This is a genomic window from Novosphingobium sp. (assembly GCF_027486195.1).
GTDB lineage: Bacteria > Pseudomonadota > Alphaproteobacteria > Sphingomonadales > Sphingomonadaceae > Novosphingobium.
Map to the genome: position 1 here is coordinate 67,156 of NZ_JAIXPP010000009.1, position 23,705 is coordinate 90,860.

Here is a 23,705-nt window from a genome sequence, read left to right on the forward strand (position 1 = left end):
CAGCAGGGAAGATTGGGGCCTCGATGACGGACGAGGGTGCGAGGGCCGGTAGACGAAGGGCAGGACCACAATGCGGTCTCTGGCTCACGTTGGCCTTTGCCGCATCGATCGGGAGCGGGCTGGTCGGCCTGCCCTCCAGCGCGCTCGCGCAAGTCAGTACACCATCGATTGCCGGACCGAGCCGGGATGAACTGGGCGGCATAACCCGTGCCCCGTCGGTGCAGGCTCCGCGTCTTACCGTGTCCGGCGGGATCGAACGATCGGGCTGCCCGCTTGCCGATCCGCAGTTCGCGAAAATCACCACGACGATCAGCGCCGTAACGTTCAACGGGCTCAAGGGCGCGACAGCGGCCGAGATGGAAGCGGCGTGGAAGCCGCTCGCAGGAACGCCGCAGCCGATTTCGGTGCTGTGCGAGATCCGTGACGCGGCGGCGACGATCCTCAGGAGCAAGGGCTACCTTGCGGCGGTGCAGGTACCCGTCCAGCGGATCGAGAACGGTGAAGTGCGCCTCGAGGTGCTCTATGCCCGGATCACCGCGATCCGCGCGCGGGGGGAGACACGCGGGGCCGAACGCAAGTTGATGGCCTATCTCGGCAGGCTGACCCGGGACGACATTTTCGATCGCAACAAGGCCGAGCGCTATCTGCTGCTGGCGCGCGATCTGCCAGGTTACAACGTGCAGCTCACGCTCCGCCCGGCCGGAACGGCTCCGGGTGATCTCCTTGGTGAAGTAACCGTTCTTCGCCAAGCATTTGCCGCCGATTTCTCAGTACAGAACCTCGCTTCTGCGGCAACCGGGCGGTGGGGCGGCCAGTTGCGCGCACAGGCTTTCGGCATCACCGGTGCAGGCGATGCGACAACGCTTTCCTACTACACCACCTCGGATTTCCGCGAGCAGCGCATCCTGCAGGCCAGCCATGAGTTCCGCCCCGGCAGCGAGGGCCTTCTTGTCGGTGCGTCGCTGACCTACGCTTGGACGAGGCCGGATCTGGGGCAGGCAACCGGCGGTGCTCCGCTGCAGGCGACGACGCTGCTTGCCAGCCTCTACGCCCGCTATCCGCTCGTCCGTTCGCAGGCCGGCGATGTCTGGCTGGGCGGCGGCTTCGATCTGCTCGATCAGGATACGACCCTTATTCTGCCGCTCAGCCGCGACCGGTTGCGGGTGCTCTGGGCCCGGCTCGACTTTGACCGGATGGACCTGACCCGGGCCGAACCGGCCTGGCGGATCGATGGATCGCTGGAAGTCCGGCAAGGGCTGGCGGGTCTTGGTGCTTCGCTCTCCTGCCTCGGCGTCGCCTGTGGCAGCCAGGTGCCAACAAGCCGGTTCGACGCGTCGCCAGCGGCAACCGTAGTGCGCGCTGAGGTCGAGTACGAACGCGCGCTCGGCCGGTTCTCGCTCGTGGTTCATCCACGCGGACAGTATGCCTTCCGAAAAGTGCTTGGTTTCGAAGCCTTTGCGCCGGGAAACTATACCGTTGGGCGCGGTTATGATCCGGGAGCGATCACCGGCGATAGCGGGGTCGGTCTGTCGACCGAACTGCGCGGACCGCACCTTTCGATCGGTCGCGGCAACGGGCCGTTGGTGCAGCCGTTTGTTTTCGCCGATGCGGCATGGGCGTGGGATCGCGGCGCCGGCAAGCCCCAGCGCCTGAGTTCGCTTGGCGGCGGGGTGCGGGCTGAACTCGGCAATCGCTTCCGGCTCGATGCCAGTCTGGCGGTCCCACTTGACCGGGCAGGATTCATCGGCCGCAAGCCGGCGCCAAGGCTGCTGGTGTCGCTCACCACCCGTCTCGTGCCCTGGGGAGGCCGCTGATGCGCCTGAGGTTTGCCAGCGCTCCATCCCTGCTGGCCATGGCGGCCATGCTGACCGCCGCGCCGATGGCGGCCCGTGCGCAATCGTTCAACGCGACTGGGACGATCGTCGCCGGTCTGGGCGACATTTCCGTGGCTCCGGGCACCACCACGGTTGCGACGGACTCGCCCAATGTGGTGATCAACTGGTCACCGAGCGACACGGCCAGCGGCGGCGGGCCGATCGATTTCCAGTCCGCAGGGACCAGCGCGCTGTTTTCCAACCGGGACGCGACTTCGCTGACGGTGCTCAACCGGATCCTGCCCAAGGATCTGACCCGCCCGATCACGTTCAATGGGACAGTGACATCCCAGCTGATCGATCTCGCCACGGGCGCGGCGAGCCGGGGCGGGACGGTGTTCTTCTACAGCCCCGGCGGCATGCTGGTGTCTGCGACGGGCGTCTTCAACGTCGGCAATCTCGTGCTGACCACGTCTGATCTGAACTTCGATGCAGCCACCGGCGTTTTCGGAAATGCAGGCACCTACAAGTTCTTGCCCGCCAATGCTGGCAGCCGGGTTGAAATCCAGAAGGGCGCACGGATCACTGCCGGACCGAACAACGCCTACGTCGCGCTCATTGCGCCGCAAGTGATCAATTCGGGCTTGATCAACGTCGATGGCTCGGCGGTGATCGTGGCGGCGGACGCATCGACGATTACCTTCCGGCCCAATGGCCTGTTCGATATCCAGATCGACCAGGGCACGAGCACGACCGGCGAAGTCGTGACCAACGACGGTGCGATCACCGGGCCGGTGGCGAATGCCAACGCAGTCCACCGCGTCTACATGGTCGCCGTGCCCAAGAACGATGCCATCACCATGGCGATCAAGGGCGGCAGCGCGCTTGGCTTCGATGTGGCGGGGGCCGCAAATGTCGACGGCAATGCCATCGTGCTGTCTGCCGGATACAACATCGCGAACGGCCTCATCGATACCGTGCGCGCCAAGGCGAGTGCGGCTGTTCCGGCTGCGCTCGAAATCGGTGCGATCACCGCGACTTCGCAGGTAACCGGCAAAGCCACCGGTCAGGCCTCGCTGGTGGTCGATGGCGGCAATGCCGCGAGCTTTGCGTCCAATCTCTCGCTGTCAGGGGTGCAGGATCCCGCAGCGGCCTCCAACGACGGCGCCTTCATTTCGGTCGGCGGCATTGGCTCTACCCTCGATGTGACAGGTAATCTGGAACTGACGGCGCTCGACGCGGGGCAGGTTACGGGAAGTTTCTCGACCGACAGCGGCAATGCGGTGATCACTGTCGATCAGGGCAGCCTTACTGTTGGCGGCGCTGCCTCGATCAGCAGTGCGCGCGCTCCTCTCGTCGAAGTCGATACGCTTGCCGGCAGCGCCGCGCTAACCGCCCGAGGCGGCGCAGTAGTCAATATCGGCAGCGATCTCTCGATCAATGCCAACGGGATCGGCAAGAGCACCGACGCCGCCTCAAACCTGGGTCCCAATTCGGCAAAGGGCGGTGCGGCGCAGCTTTCGCTCGAAGGCGGATCGAACGTCACCGTTGGCCGCGATCTTGTGCTCGATGCCTCGGGAGCGGGGGGTAGCGCTTTCCTCAACGACTTTGCCGGTGCGAATGGCGCCGGCGGACAAGCCATCATCGAGGGCAAGGCGAACGGGGGCGTGCTCGAGGTCACCGGCGTGACCACGCTCGATGCGCGCGGCATCGGCGGCATTGGCCAGCGCTGCATTGCCTGCACGGTCGAGGGCGGCACGGGTTCAGGCGGCAATGCCAGCATCCTGGCTGCTGCGGGTACGAATTTCCGGTTCGGCGATGTCGTCACGGTCGATGCCACGGGCCAGGGCGGTGCGGCAGCGGCTACCTTCGGCAAGGATGGCGGCGCCGGTCTGGGTGGAACCGCGGCGGTCCGCTCTACAGGTGGTGCGGTCACATTCGTGCAGAGCCTTGATGTTCTGGCCGATGGTCGGGGCGGTGCGGGCGCGACTGTCAATTCGGTCCTTTCGGGCGCGACCGGTTCTGGCGGAACGGGCGGCAGCGGCATCGGTGGTACAGCAAGCATTGCGGCAGGCGATACTCTGACCCTTGGCGCTGGCGGCAGCATCGGGATCGCCGGGGCAACTTCGATATCGGCAGCCGGCACGGGTGGTGATGGCGGAAATGGCGGTGCAGGCAATGGCGGCACCGCAGCACTCACGGCGCGCAATGGAACGGCCAATGGCACCGGTCTCTCCGTAAAGGCCAATGGCACCGGCGGATCGGGCGGCAACGGCGGCATTGGCGGCGCAGGAACCGGCGGCAGCGCCGATGTGATCGGTTTCGCGGCCCTTGAAGGCGGTGCGACCCTGAGCTTTGGCGATACCCTGATCGACGCGCGGGGACGTGGCGGCGCGGGCGGTGCGCCCACCTTGTTCCCGGACGATGGCGGCGCGGGCGGCAGCGGCACGGGCGGGCAGGCGCGCGCGCTGGCTCAGGCCGGAAACGCCAATCTCGCGCTTGCCGGCACCACCGTGACGGCAAATGGCATCGGTGGCAGTGGCGGCACGGGTGGGAGTTCGATCAGCGGCGGTCCGGGTGGCACTGGCGGGTCTGGCGGCAATGGTCGCGGCGGTTCGGCAACGCTGGGTGTGATCGCCGGACCGGCTGCTGGTGCGTCCACCGGTTCTGCCAGTTTTGCCGCGTCCGGCGTTTCCGCGAACGGGATCGGCGGGGCAGGCGGCGCGGGCGGGATCGGCCAATCAGCGTCAATCGACGGCAATGGCGGAAATGCGGCGGGCGGAACCACGACCATCACGGCCGAGGCGGGTGTCCTCAACCTGAGCGGCTCGATCCTGGGCCAGGCCGATGCCACAGGCGGCAACAGCGGGTTCAGCACCGGCGGCAATGCGCAAGTTGGCGGCACCGCCGATGCTGGCGATCTGCGCGGGGTCCGGCTGCTGATCGGGACTGGAAAGATCTCCGGCCAGACCATGACGCTCAGCGCCAATGCGACAGGTGGCACGGGGGCGACTGCAGGAACGGCGTCCATTCTGGGCCATCCGCTGAGCTGGCTGCTGGGCGGCGGCTCGATCAATGCCGGCAGCCTCAGCTTCAACAGCTCGGGCACGGCGGCCGCGGGAGCACCGGCCTCGACCATCGCGCTGACGGGCGGCAATTCCGTGCTGACCGGCGATTTCACGTTCAATACACCGGCTGACCTTACCGCTACGCTCGACGGGGCTGATATCTCCACAGTGTCCGCCACGATCTCGGCCGGGAACTGGTTGCCCGGTGCTGCCCCCGCTGGCACCGTCGGCACGCTTTCGGGCACGACAGCGGTCAGCCTGACTACCGGCGGGGACCTGTTTGCACATATGTCGGCACGCAGCGGCGGCGCGCTTACGGTCTCCGCGCCGGGCCTTGTTCGCCTCGATGATCTGACGTCGCTCGGCGCTGTCGGCGTAGCTGCGGGCACGACCGTTTCACTCGGTGCGATCCGTTCCGGAGGGGACGCGACGGTCGATGCGCCGGGCAACATCAGTGTGGGCAATGTTTCCGCCGTTGGCGCGGCCCTGCTCACATCGGGCGCGGCGTTGACGACCGGTGCGGTGACGGCGGGGCAGCGGGTTGCCCTCAGCGGCGCGACGTCGGTTGCAGCGGGCGGTGCTATCCAGGCCGGTGACAGCGTGCAACTCGTTTCGGACGGGACAGTGAGCGCATCGTCCGTTTCGGCGGGGCTGGTCAGCCCTTCCGCCCTATCTGGCGCGACTTACGGGATTACGGTGCGCGGCCTCGATGGCGTAACGCTCGGCAATCTGGCTGCTGCGCGCGATATCGTGCTGCTGTCCCCCCGGGCGATCACCACGGGTTCGCTGGCCGGGCGGGAGATCGTTGCCCTTGGCGGCGGGGCGCAATCGCTCGGGGCGATCACCGCACCGGGACGCGTGCTGCTGGCCGACTACGAGATGTTCGGCATCGGCGGCAATCCGCTCAGCGACTATAATCTTGATGCGGTGCTGACCGCACAGCCTCTGCCAGCAGGCGCAACGATCACGGTGACGGGCGCGATCAACGCCGGTGCGCTGACGGCGGTGTCGCTTGGCGACGTCTCGGTCAGGAACGTGACGACGAAGCGAGCGCTTCCGGCGAGCGGCGCGATCACTCTGCAAGCGGGCGGGGCACTGGCCGCCGGAGCGCTTGTTGCTGACAACCGGATCGACCTGACATCCGGCACGACCATGGACGTCACCTCGGCGAATGCGGGTGATTCCCTGTCGCTCGATTCGGTCGGTGCGCTCACGGCGGGCAATCTTGCCGGTGGTGCGGGCGTCAACGTGAAGGGCGGCGCGGCTGTCATCGTGGCGGGCTCGGTCAATGCTACCGGCGGTTCGATCTCGGTGAATGCAGTTGGCAATCTGACCGGCGGAGCGATGTCATCTACGGGTACGATCACGCTCGGCAGCAACGGTGGCAGCATTGCTGTGGGCGATCTCGATGCCGGCAGCACTATCCTCATCGGTGCAGCAGGTGATCTGCGGACCGGGAACGTCAGCGCGAAGGGTATCCTTGTCGATGCGGGCGGCACGGTGCGGCTCGGCGGATTGTGGCAATCGCCTTCGATCGAACTGCGCGCCAGCGATCTCGATATGCCGGCAGGGTCTGGCCTCAACGCGGGCATTTCGGGCACGATCACGCTTGTCTCGCGTAATGCGGCGGGCTTGCGGATCGGCGATGGGCTTGATGGCAGCGTGGTGCCGACCAGCGGCTTCACCATCGACAACGCCGAATGGAGCCGGATCAACAGCGGTTCGCTCAGCGTGTTTGCGCCGGATATCGCCGGGCCGGTGGATATCCTGATTGGCAAGCTGGACGTGACCGGCCCCGATGCGGGCAGCACCATCGATGATCCGCTCGGCTCCATGCAATTCAGGACCGGCGGGTCGGTGGCCGGTGCACCGAGCGGGACGATCCGCGTTGCCGGGGCGCTCAAGGCCGCCGGCTTCCGGGCGAGCAATGCGCTGGTGTTCCGCACCGGCCAGTTCCAGCTCGCGTCCGATACCGGCAGCCTCACCGTGCTGGGCAAGGGCGACACGGCGACCGGCACGCTGCAGATCGAGGCGCGGGATATCCACGTGGCGGCAACGCCGCTCCTGGCGCAGCTTGCCGCCGATCCGTTCTTCTCCGGGGTCGAACCTGCGCTCGACAATGTGAGCGCGGGGAGCAGCGGGCCTGTGCTCAGGGCCGGGGCGCTTGATTTCACCGTGGGCCGCAGTTTCTACATCCAGCGCACGGGAAGCGGCTTCGATCCGCTGGGGTTTGAGGAACCGCTCGACGGCTTCGAGGTCACATCGGCAGGCGCAAGCCCGATTGCGGTGATCATCAATGGCACCTTCCGCAGCGCTACCGGCCTCATTGGCGGGCCGCAGGCGTGGTTGCAGTTCAAGCAGAGCGGTTTCAATTTCTCGGGCTTCACGGCCGATAGCCGCCTCAATGGTTGCCTGCTCACGGCGGCGACGTGCGGTCTCGACAGCCGCGGCCTGCCCGATCCCGGCATTCGCACCGTGATCGAGGGTATCGGCACGCCCGCAATCGGTGATACGCCGCCCGATCCGGAAGGGCCGCAGCCGAAGGTCCAGTCGGCCATCCTGCCGCCGCCATTGCTGCTCCCCATCCAGCCTGATGCGCTGCCCGGCCAGGTCGACGAAGCGATTGCCGGTAGCGGCAATCCGGCGCTGATTGGTGGCTCCCTAACCGAGGGGGGCCGGCCGTGAAGCGTGTGATCGGCTTGCTCGCCTCGCTGGCTGCGGCCGCGGGTGCTTTGGTCCCCGTCGATCTTGCTGCGCGCGAGGTGCCGATCTCGGTCCGCAGCACCTTCCGGCTCGGCTCTGCGGGGGTGATCTGCAGCGCACAGTTCGCTCCGCGTGATCCGCGCCTCAGCGGCATGTTCGACCGCGGCTATACGATTTCATGCCGCGATGCCGCCGGACCGGTGGGGACGCTCATTGCCGTGCGGCATGCCTTCCCGATCGACGCCGCGCCCTTGGCCGGCGTTCCCGCCTCGGCGGGGCTCCAGCGCGCGTGCGGTGCGCCGGGGGGCGCGGTGATTGAGGCGCTCGGCAATGCCAAGGCGATGATCTGCCGCGATCCGGCCAGCGGGCTTGACTATCGGCGCTATGCCCTGGTGCGCGGGGATACCAGCTATTTCGTCGAAGGCCTTGCCGCCTACGATGCAGCGCTGCGCCTTGCGCTGGCCAGCGTGGTGCTGAACAAGGCGATGCCGGGCGAGATCAAGGTGGCCACCACCGAAGTCACCGACGCGGCGGCCTTCGCGCGGCTGCAGGCGGGCCTGCTCGATCCGCTGGGGGTGCGCGGGGAAGGGTATCTGCGCAACAACGGTAGCAGCTTTGCCGAATCCGCCGCGTTCTTCGAAGTCCTCGCGGAGAAGGCGCGGAGCCGCAGAGGCGAGCAGGCCGAGATGGCCGAGGCGCTCGCCAACGAGGGGCTCCAGCAGTCCAATCTTGGCAATTTCGATACGGCTGCACGCCTGTTCGGCGAAAGCGAACGGGCGCAGCTTGCGGGCGATGGCCTTGGCCAGCGGCTGCTGCGCAACTATCGCGCGCTCGATCAGCTCAACCAGCGCCGCCCCGATGCATCGGCGGCCGAGCTGGCAAGGCCCGTCGATCCGGTCAACGCCGTGTTCAACAGCACGAAGCTGGCGGATGGCGAGATCAATCTGCCGTTGTCGGACGCGATCAACCGCGAAGGTAGCGCTGCCCGCCGCATGGGCACGCCCGATCCTTCGCTCACGCGCGCGGAAAAGGCCGAGATTCTGGATGGACAGGCCATCGCCATCGCCGCCACCGCCGCACGCATGGCGGGCCGCACCGATGATGCCGCCGCCGGTTTCGCCAAGGCGCGCGAGCGGCTCGGGGCGGTGCGCGGCGGCCAGGTTGCCTCGATCATCTGGCTTTCGGCCGAGATCGATATCGAGATGGCCGGGATTGCCGGGGCAGCCGGGCGAAGGAGCGAAGCCGATGCCGGCTTTGACCGCGCGATTGCCGCGCTGGAGGCTACGTATCCGGCTTCGCCGGCGGTGCTTTCGGCCAAGGCGCGCAAGGCGGCTTTCCTGCTTGCGGCTGGTGATCGCGCAGCGGCTGCCAAGCTGTTCGGCGCGGTGGTCGAGGAAAGCGCAGCGGTTCCGGATAGCGGCACTACTTTGCGCGATCTGTTGGCGCCCTACTTCGCCTTGCTGGCGGGCGAGGGGGGCGAACCCTCTGCCCGCGCCTCCGCCGCTTTTGCCGCCGCGCAAGTGCTCGAACGCCCCGGCGTTGCCCAGACCCAGGCGATCCTCGCGCGCCAACTCGCCAAAGGCAACGATGCGGCTGCGGCATTGTTCCGCCTGTCTCTCGCCCGCAGCCGCGATATCGCGCGTGCAGAGGGCGAGGTCGCGCGGCTCGGCGCGCTTGGCAATCCCGGTGCCGCCGAAATGGCCGAGCTCGGTTCGCAGCAGGGAACGCTGGCGGCCCTGCGGCGCGAACAGACCGAAATCCTCGCCAAGTTGGCCGCATATCCGCGCTACACCGCGCTTGCGCCCAAGCGCGTGTCGCTGGCCGAACTGCAGGCCGCGCTCAAATCCGGCGAGGCCTACTTCAAGCTCGTGGCGGTCGGGCAGGACCTCTACGGCCTCTACGCGACAGCCGGATCGGCGCGTCTCTATGCCGTGCCGCTGACACGCAGCGAGATGGCGCGTGACGTGCAGAATATCCGGAACAGCATCGTCACCATCGAGAACGGCAAGGCGGTCAATCGGCCCTTCGATCTTGATCGGTCGCGCGGCCTTTACAAGGCGCTGTTCGGCCCGGTCGATGCGGAGCTGGGCGGGGTGCGCCACCTCGTATTCGAGCCTGATGCGGCGATGCTCCAGTTGCCGCCCGCTGTGCTGGTGACGGCGGACGCTGGGATCGCGGCCTACAAGGCCCGCACGGTCGATATCGATGCCGATGCCTTCGATTTTACCGGTATCGCGTGGTTCGGGCGGGGGCGCGCCATTTCCATCGCCGTCAGTCCGCGCGCTTTCCTTGATCTCAGAGCCCTTACGCCCTCCACCGCGCGGCGGCCCTATCTGGGGCTGGGCAGCAACGCCGCCCCGCAGCAGCGACCGGTCACTGCCGTGGCGGACAGCTGCGATTGGCCACTGGCGGTCTGGCAGCGTCCGGTAAAGCCCGATGAATTGCTGTTTGCGGCCAAGGCGCTCGGCAGCATGAGCGTGGTGAAAACGGGCGGCAGCTTCACCGACACCGGCCTCCTCGACGATCCGTCGCTTGATCAGTACCGCGTGCTCCATTTTGCAACGCACGGCCTCGTTTCCGCGCCGCGCAAGGATTGCCCGGCCCGCCCGGCGCTGGTGACGAGCTTTGCCGCCAAGGGCTCGGACGGGTTGCTGAGTTTCCGCGAGATTTTCGATCTCAAGCTAGATGCCGATCTCGTGATCCTCTCGGCCTGCGATACGGCTGGCATGGCCACTGTCGCCGCGAGCCGCGAGGCTGGCGTGACGACCGGCGGCAACTATGCGCTTGATGGACTCGTGCGCGCCTTTACCGGCGCGGGGGCCCGCGCGGTGATTGCCAGCCATTGGCCGGTGCCCGATGATTTCAACGCGACCCGGCGGCTGATCGGCGGTCTCATTGCAGGCAAGGCCGGAGATTCGGTTGGCGATGCGCTGGCCGGAGCCGAGGCGGCCCTGATGGATGATCCGCAGACCTCGCACCCGTTCTACTGGGCTGCCTTCGTCGTGGTGGGCGACGCTGCCAAGCCTGCTGTGGCCGCGGCAACACCGCGCTGAGCGATCATCCGGGGGTAACGGCTTTAGGGGCTGGACCAAATCCCTTCGCTGTTGCACAATGAACTTGTGAGATGAGGTCATGCCTGCGAGTCATGGCTTTGCTCATCAGGACCGGTTCGGGCCGCCATGGCCTTCGCAAAGAGGAGATCGCCGCAACCATTGTCTTGATGACCGCATGGGAGAGTCCGGATGGAACCTGTGTTTCGATCCGGCGCCGACGGAGCAACCCCCCAGGAAACTCTCAGGCACCAGGAACCGTGTGGTCTTGACACTCTGGAGAGTGATGGCGCGGCGGGCTCAATGCCCTGGCGCAGCCATCCGCCGACGGAGAAAGCCGTAGTGTAGGGTCATGTGCAGCACGCGCGTGATACCGAAACGGTCAAGCTCTCAGGCACAAGCGACAGAGATGGGGAAATGAACGCCGCACTGGTCCTTACGGGCCGGTTGAGACTCATTTCACTCATCATGGAGCACAGCTCATGTCGCATTTTGCGGTTATCGGCGCCGGTATTACCGGCATTACCACGGCTTACGCGCTGCTTGAACGCGGCCATCACGTCACTGTCATCGATCGGCAGCCCCTTCCGGCCATGGAAACCTCGTTCGCCAATGGCGGGCAGCTTTCGGCCAGCAATGCCGAGGTGTGGAATTCGGTTGGCACCGTGTTCAAGGGCCTGCGCTGGATGGCGCGGCGCGATGCCCCGCTGCTGTTCAACCCGCGTCCGGGCTGGCACAAGTTCTCGTGGATTGCCGAATTTCTCGGTGCGATCCCCCGGCACGATGTCAACACGATGGAAACGGTGCGGCTTGCAATCGAGGCGCGCAAGTACCTGTTCGATCTTGCAGAACGCGAAGGTATCGATTTCGACTGCGAGAAGCGCGGCATCCTCCATATCTACCGCAACGCCGCCAGCTTTGCCGATGTTGCGCGCACCAACGAGCTAGTCCGTGCCGGCGGGCTGGACCGCTTTCAGGTGACACCTGAGGAAATGCGCCGGATCGATCCCACGGTGACCGGTGACTACTGCGGCGGATACTTCACGCCCTCCGACGCGACCGGCGATATTTGCAAGTTCACCCGCGGCCTTGCCGCCGCGTGCGAGCGCAAGGGCGCGGTGCTCCAGCTTGATCGCGCGGTGCAGGCGATTGCCGTCCATGAGCGCGGCGTCACCATCCGCACCGCCAGCCTGACCGATGCACGGGTCGAGGATGTCGGCCATTTCGACGGGCTGGTGATCTGCGCCGGGGTAGGCAGCCGCCGCCTTGCCGCGATGATCGGGGACCGGGTCAATATCTATCCGGTCAAGGGCTATTCGATCACTGTCATGCTGCGCGACGAGGCGAGTCAGGCGGCAGCGCCGTGGGTCAGCCTGCTTGATGAGGACGCCAAGATCGTCACCTCGCGGCTTGGCAAGGACCGCTTCCGCGTTGCCGGCACAGCCGAATTCAATGGCGAGAACCGCGATATCCGCGCCGACCGCATCGCGCCGCTGGTGCAGTGGGTGCGCCAGCTCTTCCCCGGTGTCGGCGTCGGTGAAGTCCTGCCCTGGGCCGGGCTGCGGCCCATGCTGCCCGACATGATGCCGCGCGTTGGCGCCGGACGGCGTTCGCGCGTGTTCTACAACACCGGCCACGGCCATCTGGGCTGGACGCTGAGCGCGGTGACGGCCCAGATGGTGGCCGCCACCATCGATCAGTCGCTCGAGACCGAAGCCGCGCTTCGCGTGGCCTGAGGCGAGCGGACCTAAGTAGAAAACCGCATGCGCGGCCCGGTGATCCTGCTTGCCTAAAAGGCAGGGTTACCGGGCCGTTCTTCCTTGTGAGCAGGGATCATCCGATCCTGAGCAGGGAACACGCGCCATGCTGGTCAAGCACGCTGCTGTAGACAAGGCCAATCCGTGGGGTTCTGCGCCAAGCAGGCCGGTGATCATTGCCGCCTACCGCCGCGGCATATTGCGGGCGAAGGTTGCCTTGAGCGACCTGACCTGCCGCTCGGCGCGCATTGATTCGATGGACGCCGTAAAGCCCGGCATGCTGGTGTGGATCACGCTGCCGGGCCTTGAAGCCCGCCCTGCCACTGTTGATTGGACGAGCGGCTTCACTGCCGGCCTGCGCTTCGAGGCACCGCTGCACCCGGCCGTGCTCGACGCGATCCTTGATGGCCGGATCGGCTCGGTCCATTGACCTTGCGCGTTGGCCGATCCCGTTCGGCCAACCTTCCATCGGCGCGAAATGCGGGTTCGCTCCCTCCTGACCCTAGCTATCCGGGGACAGGGCCAACATTCCCACGCGGGCGAGCTGCTGCAAGCCGAGGTTGACATCGATCTCTGAAGACAAGCCCATGCGGCGGGCATCGGCTGCGATCTCGGCTGCGGTGCGGGTGCCGTCCATCAGGGCCATCAGGCGGCGCGGTGCGTCGTCGGTCAGATGGACGACGCGGTGGTCCATCGTGACGAGGTTGGGCACCTCATGCGCAAGCAGGGCGCGTACCAGCGCGCTGACCACGGGCCGTTCGCCCGGTAGCAATGCGCCGGGAAACGGTAGTGAATGGGGTTCGATGATCCCCTGGTTGATCAATTCGAGAATGGCGGCTGCGTGGTCCTCCGAAGCTGCAAGGTCGGCCAGTGGAAACCGCGCCGGCGCAATGCGCACCAGCTTTTCAAGAAAATCGGCGAGGACGGGATCATCAAGCTGGAAGCTGCCGGCACTTGATGTGAATTCGCTTTCGCTGGTCCGTCGCAGGCTGTCCGGCACACCCGCCAGAAGCGTGCCGAGCCATGCAGGATCGGGAACGCGGGCCGGATGCCGCTCGGGGCGCACGAAGAGCGATTGGTGAAAGAAACAGACTTCGTCGTTGTCGCGGCGCTGCGCACGCCGCACGGTCTCACGATCGTCGACCTGTTCGCCCGGAAAGCCGTGAAACAGTCCGCCGGGCTGCGCTTCTGTAAGGTAGGCCAGATTGTGGGCCGCTGCCTCTTCCGCCACCGTCTGCAGCGCTTTGGGATCGTAGACCGGGCCGAGTTCGTCGTGGAACAGGGTGTGGCGGTCCTTGCCGACAGTCAGCCGCGCCGCTCGGCGCAACGCTGCCTGAGAGACCGAATCATCGTCGCGCGGTTGGCCGAACGCGTTCAGCACCTCGATCGCACGGTCGATCCGCGCTTCCGGATCGTTCACGCCCTCGAGTTCGAACAGCAGCATGTCCCGCAGGGCCATGCGCAAGTGCCCGCCGGGCAGCGCGTTGTAACTGATGAAGACAATGCCCTGCGGCGACAGCACACGGTCGATCAACGCCAGCGTAGCCTGCTGGACATGGGGTGGCACCCACGCATACAGGCCATGCGCAATCACGTAGTCGAACGGCCCCTCCATCGAACCGGCTGCTTCGAGGATATCAGTGGTTTCGATCCGCACATTGGCCAGCCCGGCCGAGGCTATCAAGGCCTGACCGTGCGCAACCGCACTCGCGGCAAGGTCGAACGAAACGAACTGCGCCCCGGGATAGGCGGCTGCCATTGCCAGCACGTTGAGCCCATCGCCGCCGGCAATCTCCAGCACGCGCGCACTGCGCGGATCAGCTGCGTCGAGACCATGCAACCGAGCGATCGCGGCCAGATGTTCAGGCGTGGTGGTGCGGTAAACCGCTGATGGATAATGAACCCTGTCGTAACTCGTCGTGCGGTCATCCAAGGTCTGGTCTCTCGCTATTGCGCAAAGTTTGCGTCCAACTAATAATGCGGCTGCAAACACCGGAGGCAAAATGCCGCTTATTCTCGCCGTGCGCAAGTATCCGGGGACACAACCGCCAGCCCCGCTGCAACTGGAGTGCGGAGAGGCGAGCGTGGGGCGCGGTGCAGGAGCGGACCTCCTGCTCGAGGATCTCTCGGTCTCGCGCCGACATTGCACCATTGCCGGTGAAGGTCTGGCCTGGCGGATTACCGATACCAGCACAGGGGGGACCCTGATCAACGGGCACCGGCTTGCTGCGCCGCACATGCTGCGCCATGGCGATGTGATCGGCGTGGGCGGCTGCGAGATCGTGGCGATGCTGCAGGATGCCAGCCAGTCCGCCCCCGCTCCTGCCGCGCGAGACAGCTGGGGCCGGTCGGCCAGCGCAGCACCGATTTCCGCGCCGTCTGGTTCGGCCGCTCCCATTCCCACTGGGTGGAGCGCCGCACCATCGACTTCCCCGGCAGCTGCCCTCCCGCTGCAGGCAGGCGATGCTGTGGGTGTGCTGCTTCAGGCCGCCGGGCTTTCGCGCGCGCAGGTGACTGCGCCCGACGCGCAAGTGCTGGCTGCATGTGGGGCGCTGCTGCGTGCCGTGGTGGGAAGTTTTGCGGCGCAGGCGCAGGATCGGGCGAAAGCGCGGGCCGATCTGGGCATAGCGGCAGAAACCGATCCACCCCTGCCGCCCGAGGCGATGTTGCAGCGCTTGCTGGCGCTTCCTCCGGCAGAGGCGCAGGCGCGCGTTACGGCTATGGCAGGCGCGATCGACGCGCATCAGCGTGCTCTGCATGGCGCCTTGCAGACAAGCCTGCATCATGCGCTCGACCAGTTCGCGCCGGCCTCGATCAAGACGAGCGCGCGCAGCGAGGCCGAAGCGTGGCGTGCCTACGTGCAGGCGTTCGGTGCGAAAGACGGCTTCGTCGAAGTGTTCGCCAAAGCCTTTGCGCAGCGTTACGCGGCTGCGGTCAAAGGCTGAACGCCTTTTCCAGCGGGACCTGCCTTACTGGGTTGTGGTCGCCGGAGAACCGCCAGCTGCAGCATTGGGCTGAGAATCGACGAACTTGTACCAGACGATCTGGACCTTCCAGCCGTTGGCCTTGGCTTTCGCTTCGAACGCGGCCTTGCCGCCCGCGCTGACGAGATCGCTTAGCGCATCTTTGGTGAAGCCGCCTGAACCGGTAATCAACACAACGCCCGCCCAACCGGGCTGCGCGTTGGCATCGGCGCTCATGCGATAGGTATCATCGCCGGGCAAGCGCTGGATGGCTGATCCGACAGCGCCCTGGAATTCCGCTCTGGTCAGCGTGATCGGCGTGATGACATTCGATTTTTCGATCGAGTAGAGCGCAAAATCGCCCGAGATGCCTGCCAACGAGAAATCGGTGATGACCTTCGCGCCGACCTGGCCCGGATAGTAGCTTTCCGGCGGCAGGGTATCGAGTTCGTACTCGGGCTGCTTGCGCGTGATGTGAATGGGCGGGCCGGCGCGGAACTTGTTGAGTTCGTCGAGAACCGGGCAGAAACTGTCGTCGATCCGCGCAATCCCGGTGAAATCGCTGCCGGCTTCCACACCCAGGCTCTTTGCGGCCTGGATGATGCCGTTTTCGGCATCGAGTGGCGCGCCGGCGACACCCGACCCGGTGAAGGAAACGCCCGCCCCGTCGCGATTGACGTCGACCGTCATCCACGAGCAGGGGATCGACGGCAGCGCGGTCTGAACCGCTGCGTCGATCTTTTCGATAGGCACATTGGAAGCTGCCGGAGCGCCGCTGGCGGCTTCAGGCACAGGTGCCTTCGACCCGCCACTCATCGTCATGTAGCCGATCCCGCCCAGCAGCGTGATCGCCAAAAGCGCCCCGCCGCCGATGAGCACGGGCTTGGGTGGCAGGCTGGGTCCGGAACCCGAAGGCTTCGTTGCGCCGGTCGCGCCGGCAGTCTTGCCGCCGCCCGGCGCTGCCGAGCGCTTTGGCGCCTTGCCCGACATGGCCTGATCCAGCGCAGTGATCACCGCATCCATCGACCGCAGCCGCTTTTGCGAATCGGCGACCAGCATCTGGTCCACCACCTTGCGGACGCGCGGCGGAATCGAGCTTGTGTCGATACCGTTCCGGCGCTTCATGATGGCTTCGGCAGGCAGGCCGCCAAGATCGGGTTTGCGCCCCTGCGCAAGGGCGAGGATCACCAGCCCGAGCGAGTAGACATCGGACCACGGGCCGATCTGCTTGTCGAAATCGCCCAGTTGCTCCGGGGCGACATAGCTGGGCTTGCCGGCAAAGCCATCGCCGATGATCGTCTTGGAGCCCGGATCGGTTTCCTTCACGATGCCGAAATCGATGATCTTGGGCCGGTCCAGCCGGTCGCTATCGAGAATCACGTTGTCGGGCGAGATATCGCGGTGGACGACGCCGAGCTCGTGAGCCTCGCGCAAGCCTTCGGCGAGCCTGCGCAGCAGCTCTGCGAGCTCATCCTCCGTCAGCGTCGATTTGCCGACGATATCGGACAGGTTTTGCCCGCTGATGAAGCCGGTCGCGATGTAGTAGAAGCCCAGCTCCGGCTCCATCGCATAGCCGCGATAGCGCACCACGGCCGGATGCGAGAGCTCCGTCAGTGCCTGCGCTTCCTTGCGGAACATCGCCATCACTTTGGGATCGGCGGACAGCTCCGGCAGGATGGTCTTGATCGCGACGCGCTCGCCGCTCGCGATGTTCACGCCTTCAAACACTTCACCCATGCCGCCGCGGGCCAGGAAGCGTTTGATCTCGAACATGTGGTTGAGAACGGTGCCGATTTCGAGCGAAGCCTGCTTGCCGCTTGCAGGACGCACGGGGGCAGGGGGCGCTGGTGCTGCCGGTTGCGCCGAAACCGGGATCGGTGCCATCAGCGGGGTGCCGAACGCGGGCGCCGCGCCGGAAGGCGGTTCCGAAGCCGCCGCGAAAACCGTTCCTTCTTCCTGTTCGTCTGATGTGCTTGCCGGATCGAGGTTCGGGCCGCCACCCTGCGCTTCGCCCGCTCCGCCCGGCGCCGGGGGAGAAGCGGAAGGCTGAAAGACCGTTTCGTCTCTTTCGTCGCTCACGTCAGTTCTCCGCTCCGCCGAATTGGACCAAGGTCACTTCTGCGGTGGCCACGCCCACTACCGTTATGTTGTCTGGCGCGCCCAGTTCATGGCAGCGCGCAATCATCTGTCTGGCTGCCTCTTCAAATGGCTGACTGGCAAGTGCGTCCTGCATGGCGGCTTCCCCCATCACGCCATAGAGGCCGTCGCTGCACAGGATCAACAGATCCTCATCGCACAGCGTTTCGATCATCGTATCGACATTGAGCGGACGGGCCACGCCGACCGCGCGCGTGAGCACGTTGCGCAATGGGTGAGTCGCGGCGGCGACTTCGTCGATCACGCCGTGGTCCACCAGGTCCTGCACCTGGCTATGATCGCGGGTCAGCCGATAGAGGCGGCGATCGCGCAGCAGATAGGCGCGGCTATCCCCCACCCATGCCACGCCGAAACGCTTGTCGCGCACGGCAAGAGCCACCGCTGTCGAACCCATCTGCTTGCCGACACGCTCGGATTCTTCGAGGATGCGCTCGTTGGCCTCGGTCAGCGCGCTGCGGATCGCTTCAAGCAGATCCTCCATGCCTTCGACGGCAGGAACGGCGGCAATCGCCTCCACAACCTGGCTCGAAGCCCAGTCGCCGCGTTCGAGGCCGCCCATTCCATCTGCCACCAGCCAGACGCGCGATCCGTCCGCAACGAGGTAGCTGTCTTCGTTATGCTTCCGAACTGCACCGGTATCGGTCGCCGCCCAAGATTCCGTGCGAAATGGTATCACCGGTTCGCGCTCCCCGACTGTCTCGACAAAGGTCATAGACTGGCGCCTCCATTCTCGGCAACAATAACCGCCTGACGAGGAAGTCGGGATTTATTGTCTCGGATAATGCGCCTTGTCCGATCTCAGCGCGGGACGAAGCTATGCAACAGGCCCAGGTGAATTCCTACGATCCCCGCCAATGGGCTGCTGCATGGTCGCCTGCTGCGGCAGAGGGGCTCAGCGCTGCGCGGCAGGGCTTGGCGCGGCGCCGCGTGCTGGCCTTGGGGCTTGGCGCCGGGGTCTTTTCGGCTGGCGCGGTTGCAGCATTCCTCGTGCGGCCGAGGCTGGCGGGCCCGGTTCCGGGCGCAGACAGCACTCTGGCGGCCGAGTCGTCCGAGGCGGCAGGCACGCTGCGACGCGCGATGCTGCTTTCCGGATCGGGCGAATTGCAGACAGCGCTCCAGCGCTTTGGCCTGTCCGCCCAGATGGCGGGCGATGTGGCGCGCGAGGCAAGCCCTGCACTTGCCGCGCAGGGCGAGATTCGTGCGATGCTCGAAATGGCCCGCGCCGGTGATGCGCTGACCTTCGTGCGGCTGCAGGCATCCAACCCCGACAGCTCCGGGGCCATTGTCAAACTGGGCGCGGATGGAAAACTGGAAACCACCCGCATCGCGGCGCAGGTCAGTGATCGGATCGTCGTCATGCACGGGATCATGGACGGAGACAGCTTCTACACTTCGGCTGTCGGGATCGGCGTGCCCAATTCCTTGATCTCCCCGTTTGCCAAGGCTCTGGCCTTCGATTTCGACTTTCAGCGCGAAGTCGCGGCGGGCGATGCGTTCGAACTGGCCTATTCGCAGCCCACCAATGCCTCGGGCCAGACGATGGGCGCGCCCGAACTACTCTATGCCTCGCTCACCACGCAAACCCGCTCGGCCGCTGTCTATCGCTTCCAGCCGGACAAAGTCGGCGAAGTGCAGTGGTTCGATGCGAGCGGCAGGACGGTCGCCCGTTCGCTGATGCGCACACCGGTGGACGGCGCGCGCGTCACATCAAAGTTCGGCATGCGCATCCACCCCATCGAAGGGTATCAGAAAATGCATGGGGGCATCGATTTCGCTGCGCCAATCGGCACGCCGATCTACGCTTCGGGTTCCGGCATTCTGGAATTCTGCGGACCCAAGGGTCCGAATGGCAACTTCATCAAGATCCTGCATGATAATGGCTGGGAGACCCTCTATCTCCACATGAACCGCTTTGCTGCAGGCATGGCGCAGGGCGTGCGCGTGGCGCAGGGGCAGCAGATCGGCGAGGTGGGGACGACCGGCCATTCGACTGGCCCGCATCTGCACTACGAAGTGCATATCGCTGGCGAAAAGGTCGATCCGCTCGGCGTGCAGCCGGACAACAGCGCGAGCAAGACACTCACCGGACCGCAGCTTGAAACGTTCGAGCAGGTGCGCGATTCGATCGATGTCAGCCGCGCGCAAAGGTCCGTTTGAATCGAGGTGTGTCAGCCTTTTCGGGCTGTTGCAGGTTCGGCGGTTGGCCAGATGATCGTCACCACCAGGAGCGCAATCAGCACCACCACCGCGGCGATGCTGGCATTGAGGCCTTCCGGGCCGCCGCCCCACAGCTCGGCGCCGCGCAGATCGATGTTGATCAGCGTGCCAAACGTGCCGGCTCCCGGATTGGGGTAGAGGCCGAACAGCAGTTCTTCCGCCGAATTCCAGCCGAAATGGATCATCCATGCCATCAGGAACGAGCCTGACCGGGCATAGGCAAATCCGAACAGCAATCCGCCGAGCAGCATGGTCACGAAGGACATGGGATCGCTCGCCGCTGCTACGAAGTGCAGGGCCGCAAATGTGATGGCTGCCACGATCACCGCAGGCGTTCGTCCCCAGCGGCGGGACAAGTCGGCCTGCAGCCAGCCCCGGAAAGTCAATTCCTCAGCGCCGCTCTGCAACAGAAGAAGTGCCGCTTCCAGCAGCAGCAGAGCAATCCCCTGCGGTGCCGGTGGGCCTTCGCTGGCTGTTCCCGCGATCGCGCACAGCGCAACCGAGAGAGCAAAGCCGACGACGCCCATGGCCAGTCCGGTGCCGCCCAGCAGTGCAGGAGTGCGGCCCATCGGCAGGGGCAGGCGCCAGAAACGGATCGCCAGCAGCGCAAGCAGGCCCATCGGCGTGAACGTGGCCAGCGTGAAAGCGCCTTCCAGCAGCGCGCCGGGCAGTTCGGATATAGAGGGGTCTGCCAGCAGGATGCCGAAGATCGCAGGAACGCCCAGCAGCAGTGCGAGGGTCAATGCAACCACGGCGGTCAACGAAGCCAGTCCGGCCACAGGATGGTTGGCCAGATCTGAACTCCCTTGAAAAGGTTCCGCTTTCGCCATGGCCCTCTCCGTACGCAATGTTGTTCTGAACCGAATGCGTCGCGGTTCCTTGCTGCGGGTGATCGCACAAATCACGCGGCGAACAAGAACAATTCAGTCCGGGCGGGAATGCCCCTCTCAACCTTGGCCCATCATCGGGCGGTTCGTGTGCCGATTGGGGATCGCGACAAGGTTGTCTGCGTGCTGGTTAAGGTTTATGAATGTTTAGTTGATTCGAGTTTGGTTCAAAATAGGGGATGACTGCGATGGTCCGCGTTTCCATTGCCACTCTCACGGCAGCCTTCGCGCTGACTGGTGTTCAACCTGCGCTGGGACAGAGTGCGCCGGTCAGCCAGTCCGAAATCCATTGCTTTGTCTCCGGATGTGACGAGGCAGCTGAAGCCCCTGCACCTCAGGCCAATGCCAGCGCTGATGCGGCTGGGGGCGATGATCCGTGCATGACGACCGGGGTTTGCCCGGCGGGCGAAACCAAGGGCTTCCATCTCTCCGGTGCCGTACCCGCAAAATCTGCTGCGACCCGTCCGAATGCCCCGGCTTCGAGCCGGCCGAGCTATGTAAACACGAGCTCGACGGCAAGGATGGGCGGGGCTGGCCGTCGCACGACCCAGGCGCTTCCTGCAACGCGCCGCGCGCTCGACATGCGGCTCTCGTTCGAAAAGAGCTCGGCCGAACTGACGACCGACGCGCGCCAGCAGGCCGACGTCTTCGCGCGTGAGCTGATGGGCGCTGCGGGCAGCCGCCAGTTCGTCATCGAAGGGCACACCGACAGCAAGGGCCCTGCCGCCTTCAACCGGTCGCTTTCGCGGGCACGTGCCCAGTCCGTGGTCGAGTATCTGGTGAGCAAGGGCGTGCCGCAGAGCAAGTTGCGTGCAGTCGGCTATGGCTCGGACCATCCGCGTGATGGCACGGCCGCTGCCGATCCGAGCAATCGCCGCGTGGAGATCGTGCGGTATTGAAGGCTCACGGGGCCGGTCGTTGCTAGCCTGGGTGTTAGGCGCGCCCTCGTGTTCGATCGGCGGGGCTCAAGTCAACATCAGGGGGTAGTATGCCTGCCATACTGACTGCTGCTGAAAGCTCCCGCATCTCGTGGGTCAGCGAAGCGATCGATGCCGATGGTCAGGAAACGCTATCGACGTTTCAGCAGATCAAGGCCTTTCTGACGGAAAAGCGTTCCCTTGTGAGGGAGTTGCGCGAAAAGGTAGAGGCCGACTTTGGTGCCAAGCCGGCCGGGATCAAGGTCTTGCTGACCGTGATCAAGGGAGCTTTGGGCGGCGCGATCGCGGGTTTCGCGTTCAAGGGGCTCGGAACTGCGGTTGCCAGCTTTTTCGGTCTTGCTGCAGGCGCTGAAGTGGTCGCCTTGATCCTCTTTCTTGTGGGATTTTATCTCCTTTTCACGTCAATCTTTGAGTTGCCCAAACTTATCCACGCATTGCGAGAGGCCGCGCTGGCTGGCGATCTGTCCTAGCTTGTCGCTCACTGCCGAACGGTTTGTCCGGCGGGGATACAATCGCAGCGCGTCCGGTTCTTCAGCCGCCCACGATCACCGTGAAGCACCCGAGCACGATGTTGCCGCCATGCGCGGTCAGATCGCCGATGCGCGCTTGCGGCATGCTGCCGGTGATGACGGTGGCGCTTCCCTTCACGATCGTATCCGGCGGCCCGACACAAACGGCCATGTCCGAAACCCGCGCAGCAGGGAGTGAACCGATCAGGACGGTGGGCTGTCCCGGCGCCGAGATCGGCCCGCCGACATGGGGTACGACGCCCGTAACCATGGGGCATACATGCATGTCGGTAAGTCGTGCAGCGGGCGGCATAAGTTACCCCGATCCGAATTCAAGCTGCATGATAGTAGCAGTTGTGTGCGGCCGATTCAAAAAAAAGTGGAGTGCGCGCGCGAAAGCTGTAAGTTTGTTTTGGGCTTGGGGAATGTTGAGGGTGGCACGTGCTCATTGACGATGAACGACGGGCTGCGGTGCTGGCGCCGATCAATGATTCGGTGGGGTCCGATGGTCGTAGCGACGAGGGCGATGCGGCCGATCTGCTTCGCGAGATCCGCTCGCAGCGCAAGGCGATAGTCCGAATCGAGCAAACGGCGGCGATGACCGACGACGATGTCGTCCTTCCGCCGGGCGCCTGGGACTGGGAAACGCTGGCCGAAAACGCGCTGGATTATCTGGCGGAGCACGGCAAGGATCTCGAACCGATGAGCGTGGTGGTCGAGGCCGCGGCGCGCAGCGAGGGGCTTGGCGATCTTGCAGCGGCGATGGTTCTGCTGGCCGATCTTGTCGAAGCATTCTGGGACGACGGGCTCTATCCTGCCGAGGACGAGGACGGGCTCGAGACGCGCTTTCAGCCCTTGTCCGGGCTTTCCGGCGGCAGCAACGATCGCGATGGCGCGCTCATTCAGCCGCTGCGCAACCTAGTGATCGCGCGCACCGGCGAGGGGGACCTGCGCTACCTTGACAAGGTCCGCGCCGACCTTGCCATGGCTGCATCGCAAGGGCTTACCGGCGAGGCGAAGACGGCGCGGCTCGATGAGGCGAGTACGCTGACTCGCGGGATCGAATCGCACGCCCGGCGTCTTTCGGGCGAAGTGCTGGCACGTCAGGCACGGCTCGCCGGGGAAGCCGAGGATGGCTGGCGGCGCGCGATCGGGTTTATCATCGACCGGACCAAGCCGCAGATGCCCGCCGCATCGAAGCTCGGTGATGAGCTTCGCGCCTTGCGCCAATGGTTGCTGACGATGGCGCCTACGCAGGCCGCCGAAGATGCGCCGGCAGGGCAGGCGGAAGCGGGCGCGGTCGCTGTAGCAGGTGAGGGCGGCGGCGCCCCGCAGGCGGGCGGTTTTGTCGCCGGCAAGATTACGCGCCGCGAGGATGCACTCAAGGCGGTTGCGGCTGCGGCAGATTACTTTCGGCAACATGAACCACTTTCACCGCTCGGTGAAACGCTACGCGAGGTTGACCGAAGGGCGCGCATGAGTCTTCATGACTTCCTGACGGAACTTATTCCAGACGATTCGGCGCGGCAGGATTTCTACTGGCGCTCTGGTATCAAGCCGCCGTCGGATGAAGAAGAGTCTTAAGACGAGAACTGAGAGGCAGCTCCGTCTTGGAGCAACGGGCTGGTAGTGCGGCGCGTGC

At 65.4% G+C, this 23,705-nt stretch carries 15 protein-coding genes and 1 riboswitch; of the genes, 10 read left to right on the forward strand and 5 right to left on the reverse strand.

The genetic code is table 11. From position 1 onward, the window contains the following. Positions 1-89: 89 nt before the first annotated feature. The 5 genes from Q0071_RS01335 (at position 90) to Q0071_RS01355 (ending at position 12,822) form a co-directional block, all read left to right on the forward strand. On the forward strand, positions 90-1,814 hold the full coding sequence (locus Q0071_RS01335; protein WP_298164436.1) for a ShlB/FhaC/HecB family hemolysin secretion/activation protein: 1,725 nt from the start codon (positions 90-92) through the stop codon (positions 1,812-1,814). Further along, positions 1,814-7,567: a hypothetical protein gene (locus Q0071_RS01340; protein ID WP_298164438.1), complete on the forward strand. Its 5,754-nt coding sequence runs from the start codon at positions 1,814-1,816 to the stop codon at positions 7,565-7,567. Before Q0071_RS01335 ends, Q0071_RS01340 begins: the two co-directional genes overlap by 1 nt. Then, positions 7,564-10,638: a CHAT domain-containing protein gene (locus tag Q0071_RS01345; RefSeq protein ID WP_298164440.1), complete on the forward strand. Its 3,075-nt coding sequence runs from the start codon at positions 7,564-7,566 to the stop codon at positions 10,636-10,638. Before Q0071_RS01340 ends, Q0071_RS01345 begins: the two co-directional genes overlap by 4 nt. 166 nt (positions 10,639-10,804) lie before the next feature. Then, a riboswitch (glycine riboswitch) is annotated at positions 10,805-10,906 on the forward strand. A 211-nt stretch (positions 10,907-11,117) separates the two neighbouring features. Then, positions 11,118-12,371: a D-amino acid dehydrogenase gene (locus tag Q0071_RS01350; protein WP_298164442.1), complete on the forward strand. Its 1,254-nt coding sequence runs from the start codon at positions 11,118-11,120 to the stop codon at positions 12,369-12,371. 127 nt (positions 12,372-12,498) lie between these two features. Continuing rightward, positions 12,499-12,822 (forward strand): PilZ domain-containing protein, encoded by a 324-nt coding sequence (locus Q0071_RS01355; protein ID WP_298164444.1) that lies wholly within the window; start codon positions 12,499-12,501, stop codon positions 12,820-12,822. 72 nt (positions 12,823-12,894) lie between these two features. On the opposite strand, the gene Q0071_RS01360 is transcribed toward Q0071_RS01355, so the two are convergent. Then, positions 12,895-14,325: a methyltransferase domain-containing protein gene (locus Q0071_RS01360; RefSeq protein ID WP_298164446.1), complete on the reverse strand. Its 1,431-nt coding sequence runs from the start codon at positions 14,323-14,325 to the stop codon at positions 12,895-12,897. Between the two features lie 70 nt (positions 14,326-14,395). Between Q0071_RS01360 and Q0071_RS01365 the strand changes: the two genes are divergently transcribed. Then, positions 14,396-15,337 carry an FHA domain-containing protein gene (locus Q0071_RS01365; RefSeq protein WP_298164449.1) on the forward strand — a complete coding sequence of 314 codons (942 nt, stop codon included), beginning with the start codon at positions 14,396-14,398 and terminating at the stop codon, positions 15,335-15,337. A gap of 24 nt (positions 15,338-15,361) precedes the next feature. On the opposite strand, the gene Q0071_RS01370 is transcribed toward Q0071_RS01365, so the two are convergent. Both Q0071_RS01370 and Q0071_RS01375 read right to left on the reverse strand, forming a co-directional pair. Beyond that, on the reverse strand, positions 15,362-17,434 hold the full coding sequence (locus Q0071_RS01370) for a serine/threonine-protein kinase (RefSeq protein WP_298164450.1): 2,073 nt from the start codon (positions 17,432-17,434) through the stop codon (positions 15,362-15,364). A 1-nt stretch (position 17,435) separates the two neighbouring features. Further along, the gene (locus Q0071_RS01375) at positions 17,436-18,224 is read right to left on the reverse strand and encodes a protein phosphatase 2C domain-containing protein (protein WP_298164452.1); all 789 of its coding nucleotides are present in this window, start codon (positions 18,222-18,224) and stop codon (positions 17,436-17,438) included. A 104-nt stretch (positions 18,225-18,328) separates the two neighbouring features. Between Q0071_RS01375 and Q0071_RS01380 the strand changes: the two genes are divergently transcribed. Further along, the gene (locus Q0071_RS01380) at positions 18,329-19,669 is read left to right on the forward strand and encodes a M23 family metallopeptidase (protein ID WP_298164454.1); all 1,341 of its coding nucleotides are present in this window, start codon (positions 18,329-18,331) and stop codon (positions 19,667-19,669) included. 11 nt (positions 19,670-19,680) lie between these two features. On the opposite strand, the gene Q0071_RS01385 is transcribed toward Q0071_RS01380, so the two are convergent. Further along, entirely contained in the window at positions 19,681-20,481 is an 801-nt protein-coding gene (locus tag Q0071_RS01385; RefSeq protein ID WP_298164511.1) for a type II CAAX endopeptidase family protein, read from the reverse strand. A gap of 314 nt (positions 20,482-20,795) precedes the next feature. On the opposite strand from Q0071_RS01385, the gene Q0071_RS01390 reads away from it, so the two are divergent. Together Q0071_RS01390 and Q0071_RS01395 are read left to right on the forward strand one after the other, a co-directional pair. Next, the gene (locus tag Q0071_RS01390; protein WP_298164456.1) at positions 20,796-21,515 is read left to right on the forward strand and encodes an OmpA family protein; all 720 of its coding nucleotides are present in this window, start codon (positions 20,796-20,798) and stop codon (positions 21,513-21,515) included. An 89-nt stretch (positions 21,516-21,604) separates the two neighbouring features. Continuing rightward, the gene (locus Q0071_RS01395) at positions 21,605-22,024 is read left to right on the forward strand and encodes a hypothetical protein (RefSeq protein WP_298164458.1); all 420 of its coding nucleotides are present in this window, start codon (positions 21,605-21,607) and stop codon (positions 22,022-22,024) included. Between the two features lie 61 nt (positions 22,025-22,085). Here the strand turns inward: Q0071_RS01395 and Q0071_RS01400 are convergent, their stop codons facing one another. After that, entirely contained in the window at positions 22,086-22,334 is a 249-nt protein-coding gene (locus Q0071_RS01400) for a PAAR domain-containing protein (RefSeq protein ID WP_298164460.1), read from the reverse strand. A 170-nt stretch (positions 22,335-22,504) separates the two neighbouring features. Here Q0071_RS01400 and Q0071_RS01405 point away from each other — a divergent pair, with 170 nt between their 5' ends. Further along, positions 22,505-23,647: a type VI secretion system ImpA family N-terminal domain-containing protein gene (locus Q0071_RS01405; RefSeq protein ID WP_298164462.1), complete on the forward strand. Its 1,143-nt coding sequence runs from the start codon at positions 22,505-22,507 to the stop codon at positions 23,645-23,647. Positions 23,648-23,705 lie beyond the last annotated feature (58 nt).

What these genes read in the sequence shown, in the direction of transcription:
- Q0071_RS01340 (WP_298164438.1), top strand. Translation starts at nt 1,814, where the DNA reads ATGCGCCTGAGGTTTGCCAGCGCTCCATCCCTGCTGGCCATGGCGGCC.
- Q0071_RS01350 (WP_298164442.1), top strand. Translation starts at nt 11,118, where the DNA reads ATGTCGCATTTTGCGGTTATCGGCGCCGGTATTACCGGCATTACCACG.
- Q0071_RS01355 (WP_298164444.1), top strand. Translation starts at nt 12,499, where the DNA reads ATGCTGGTCAAGCACGCTGCTGTAGACAAGGCCAATCCGTGGGGTTCT.
- Q0071_RS01365 (WP_298164449.1), top strand. Translation starts at nt 14,396, where the DNA reads ATGCCGCTTATTCTCGCCGTGCGCAAGTATCCGGGGACACAACCGCCA.
- Q0071_RS01375 (WP_298164452.1), bottom strand. Translation starts at nt 18,224, where the DNA reads ATGACCTTTGTCGAGACAGTCGGGGAGCGCGAACCGGTGATACCATTT.
- Q0071_RS01380 (WP_298164454.1), top strand. Translation starts at nt 18,329, where the DNA reads ATGCAACAGGCCCAGGTGAATTCCTACGATCCCCGCCAATGGGCTGCT.
- Q0071_RS01390 (WP_298164456.1), top strand. Translation starts at nt 20,796, where the DNA reads ATGACTGCGATGGTCCGCGTTTCCATTGCCACTCTCACGGCAGCCTTC.
- Q0071_RS01395 (WP_298164458.1), top strand. Translation starts at nt 21,605, where the DNA reads ATGCCTGCCATACTGACTGCTGCTGAAAGCTCCCGCATCTCGTGGGTC.
- Q0071_RS01400 (WP_298164460.1), bottom strand. Translation starts at nt 22,334, where the DNA reads ATGGTTACGGGCGTCGTACCCCATGTCGGCGGGCCGATCTCGGCGCCG.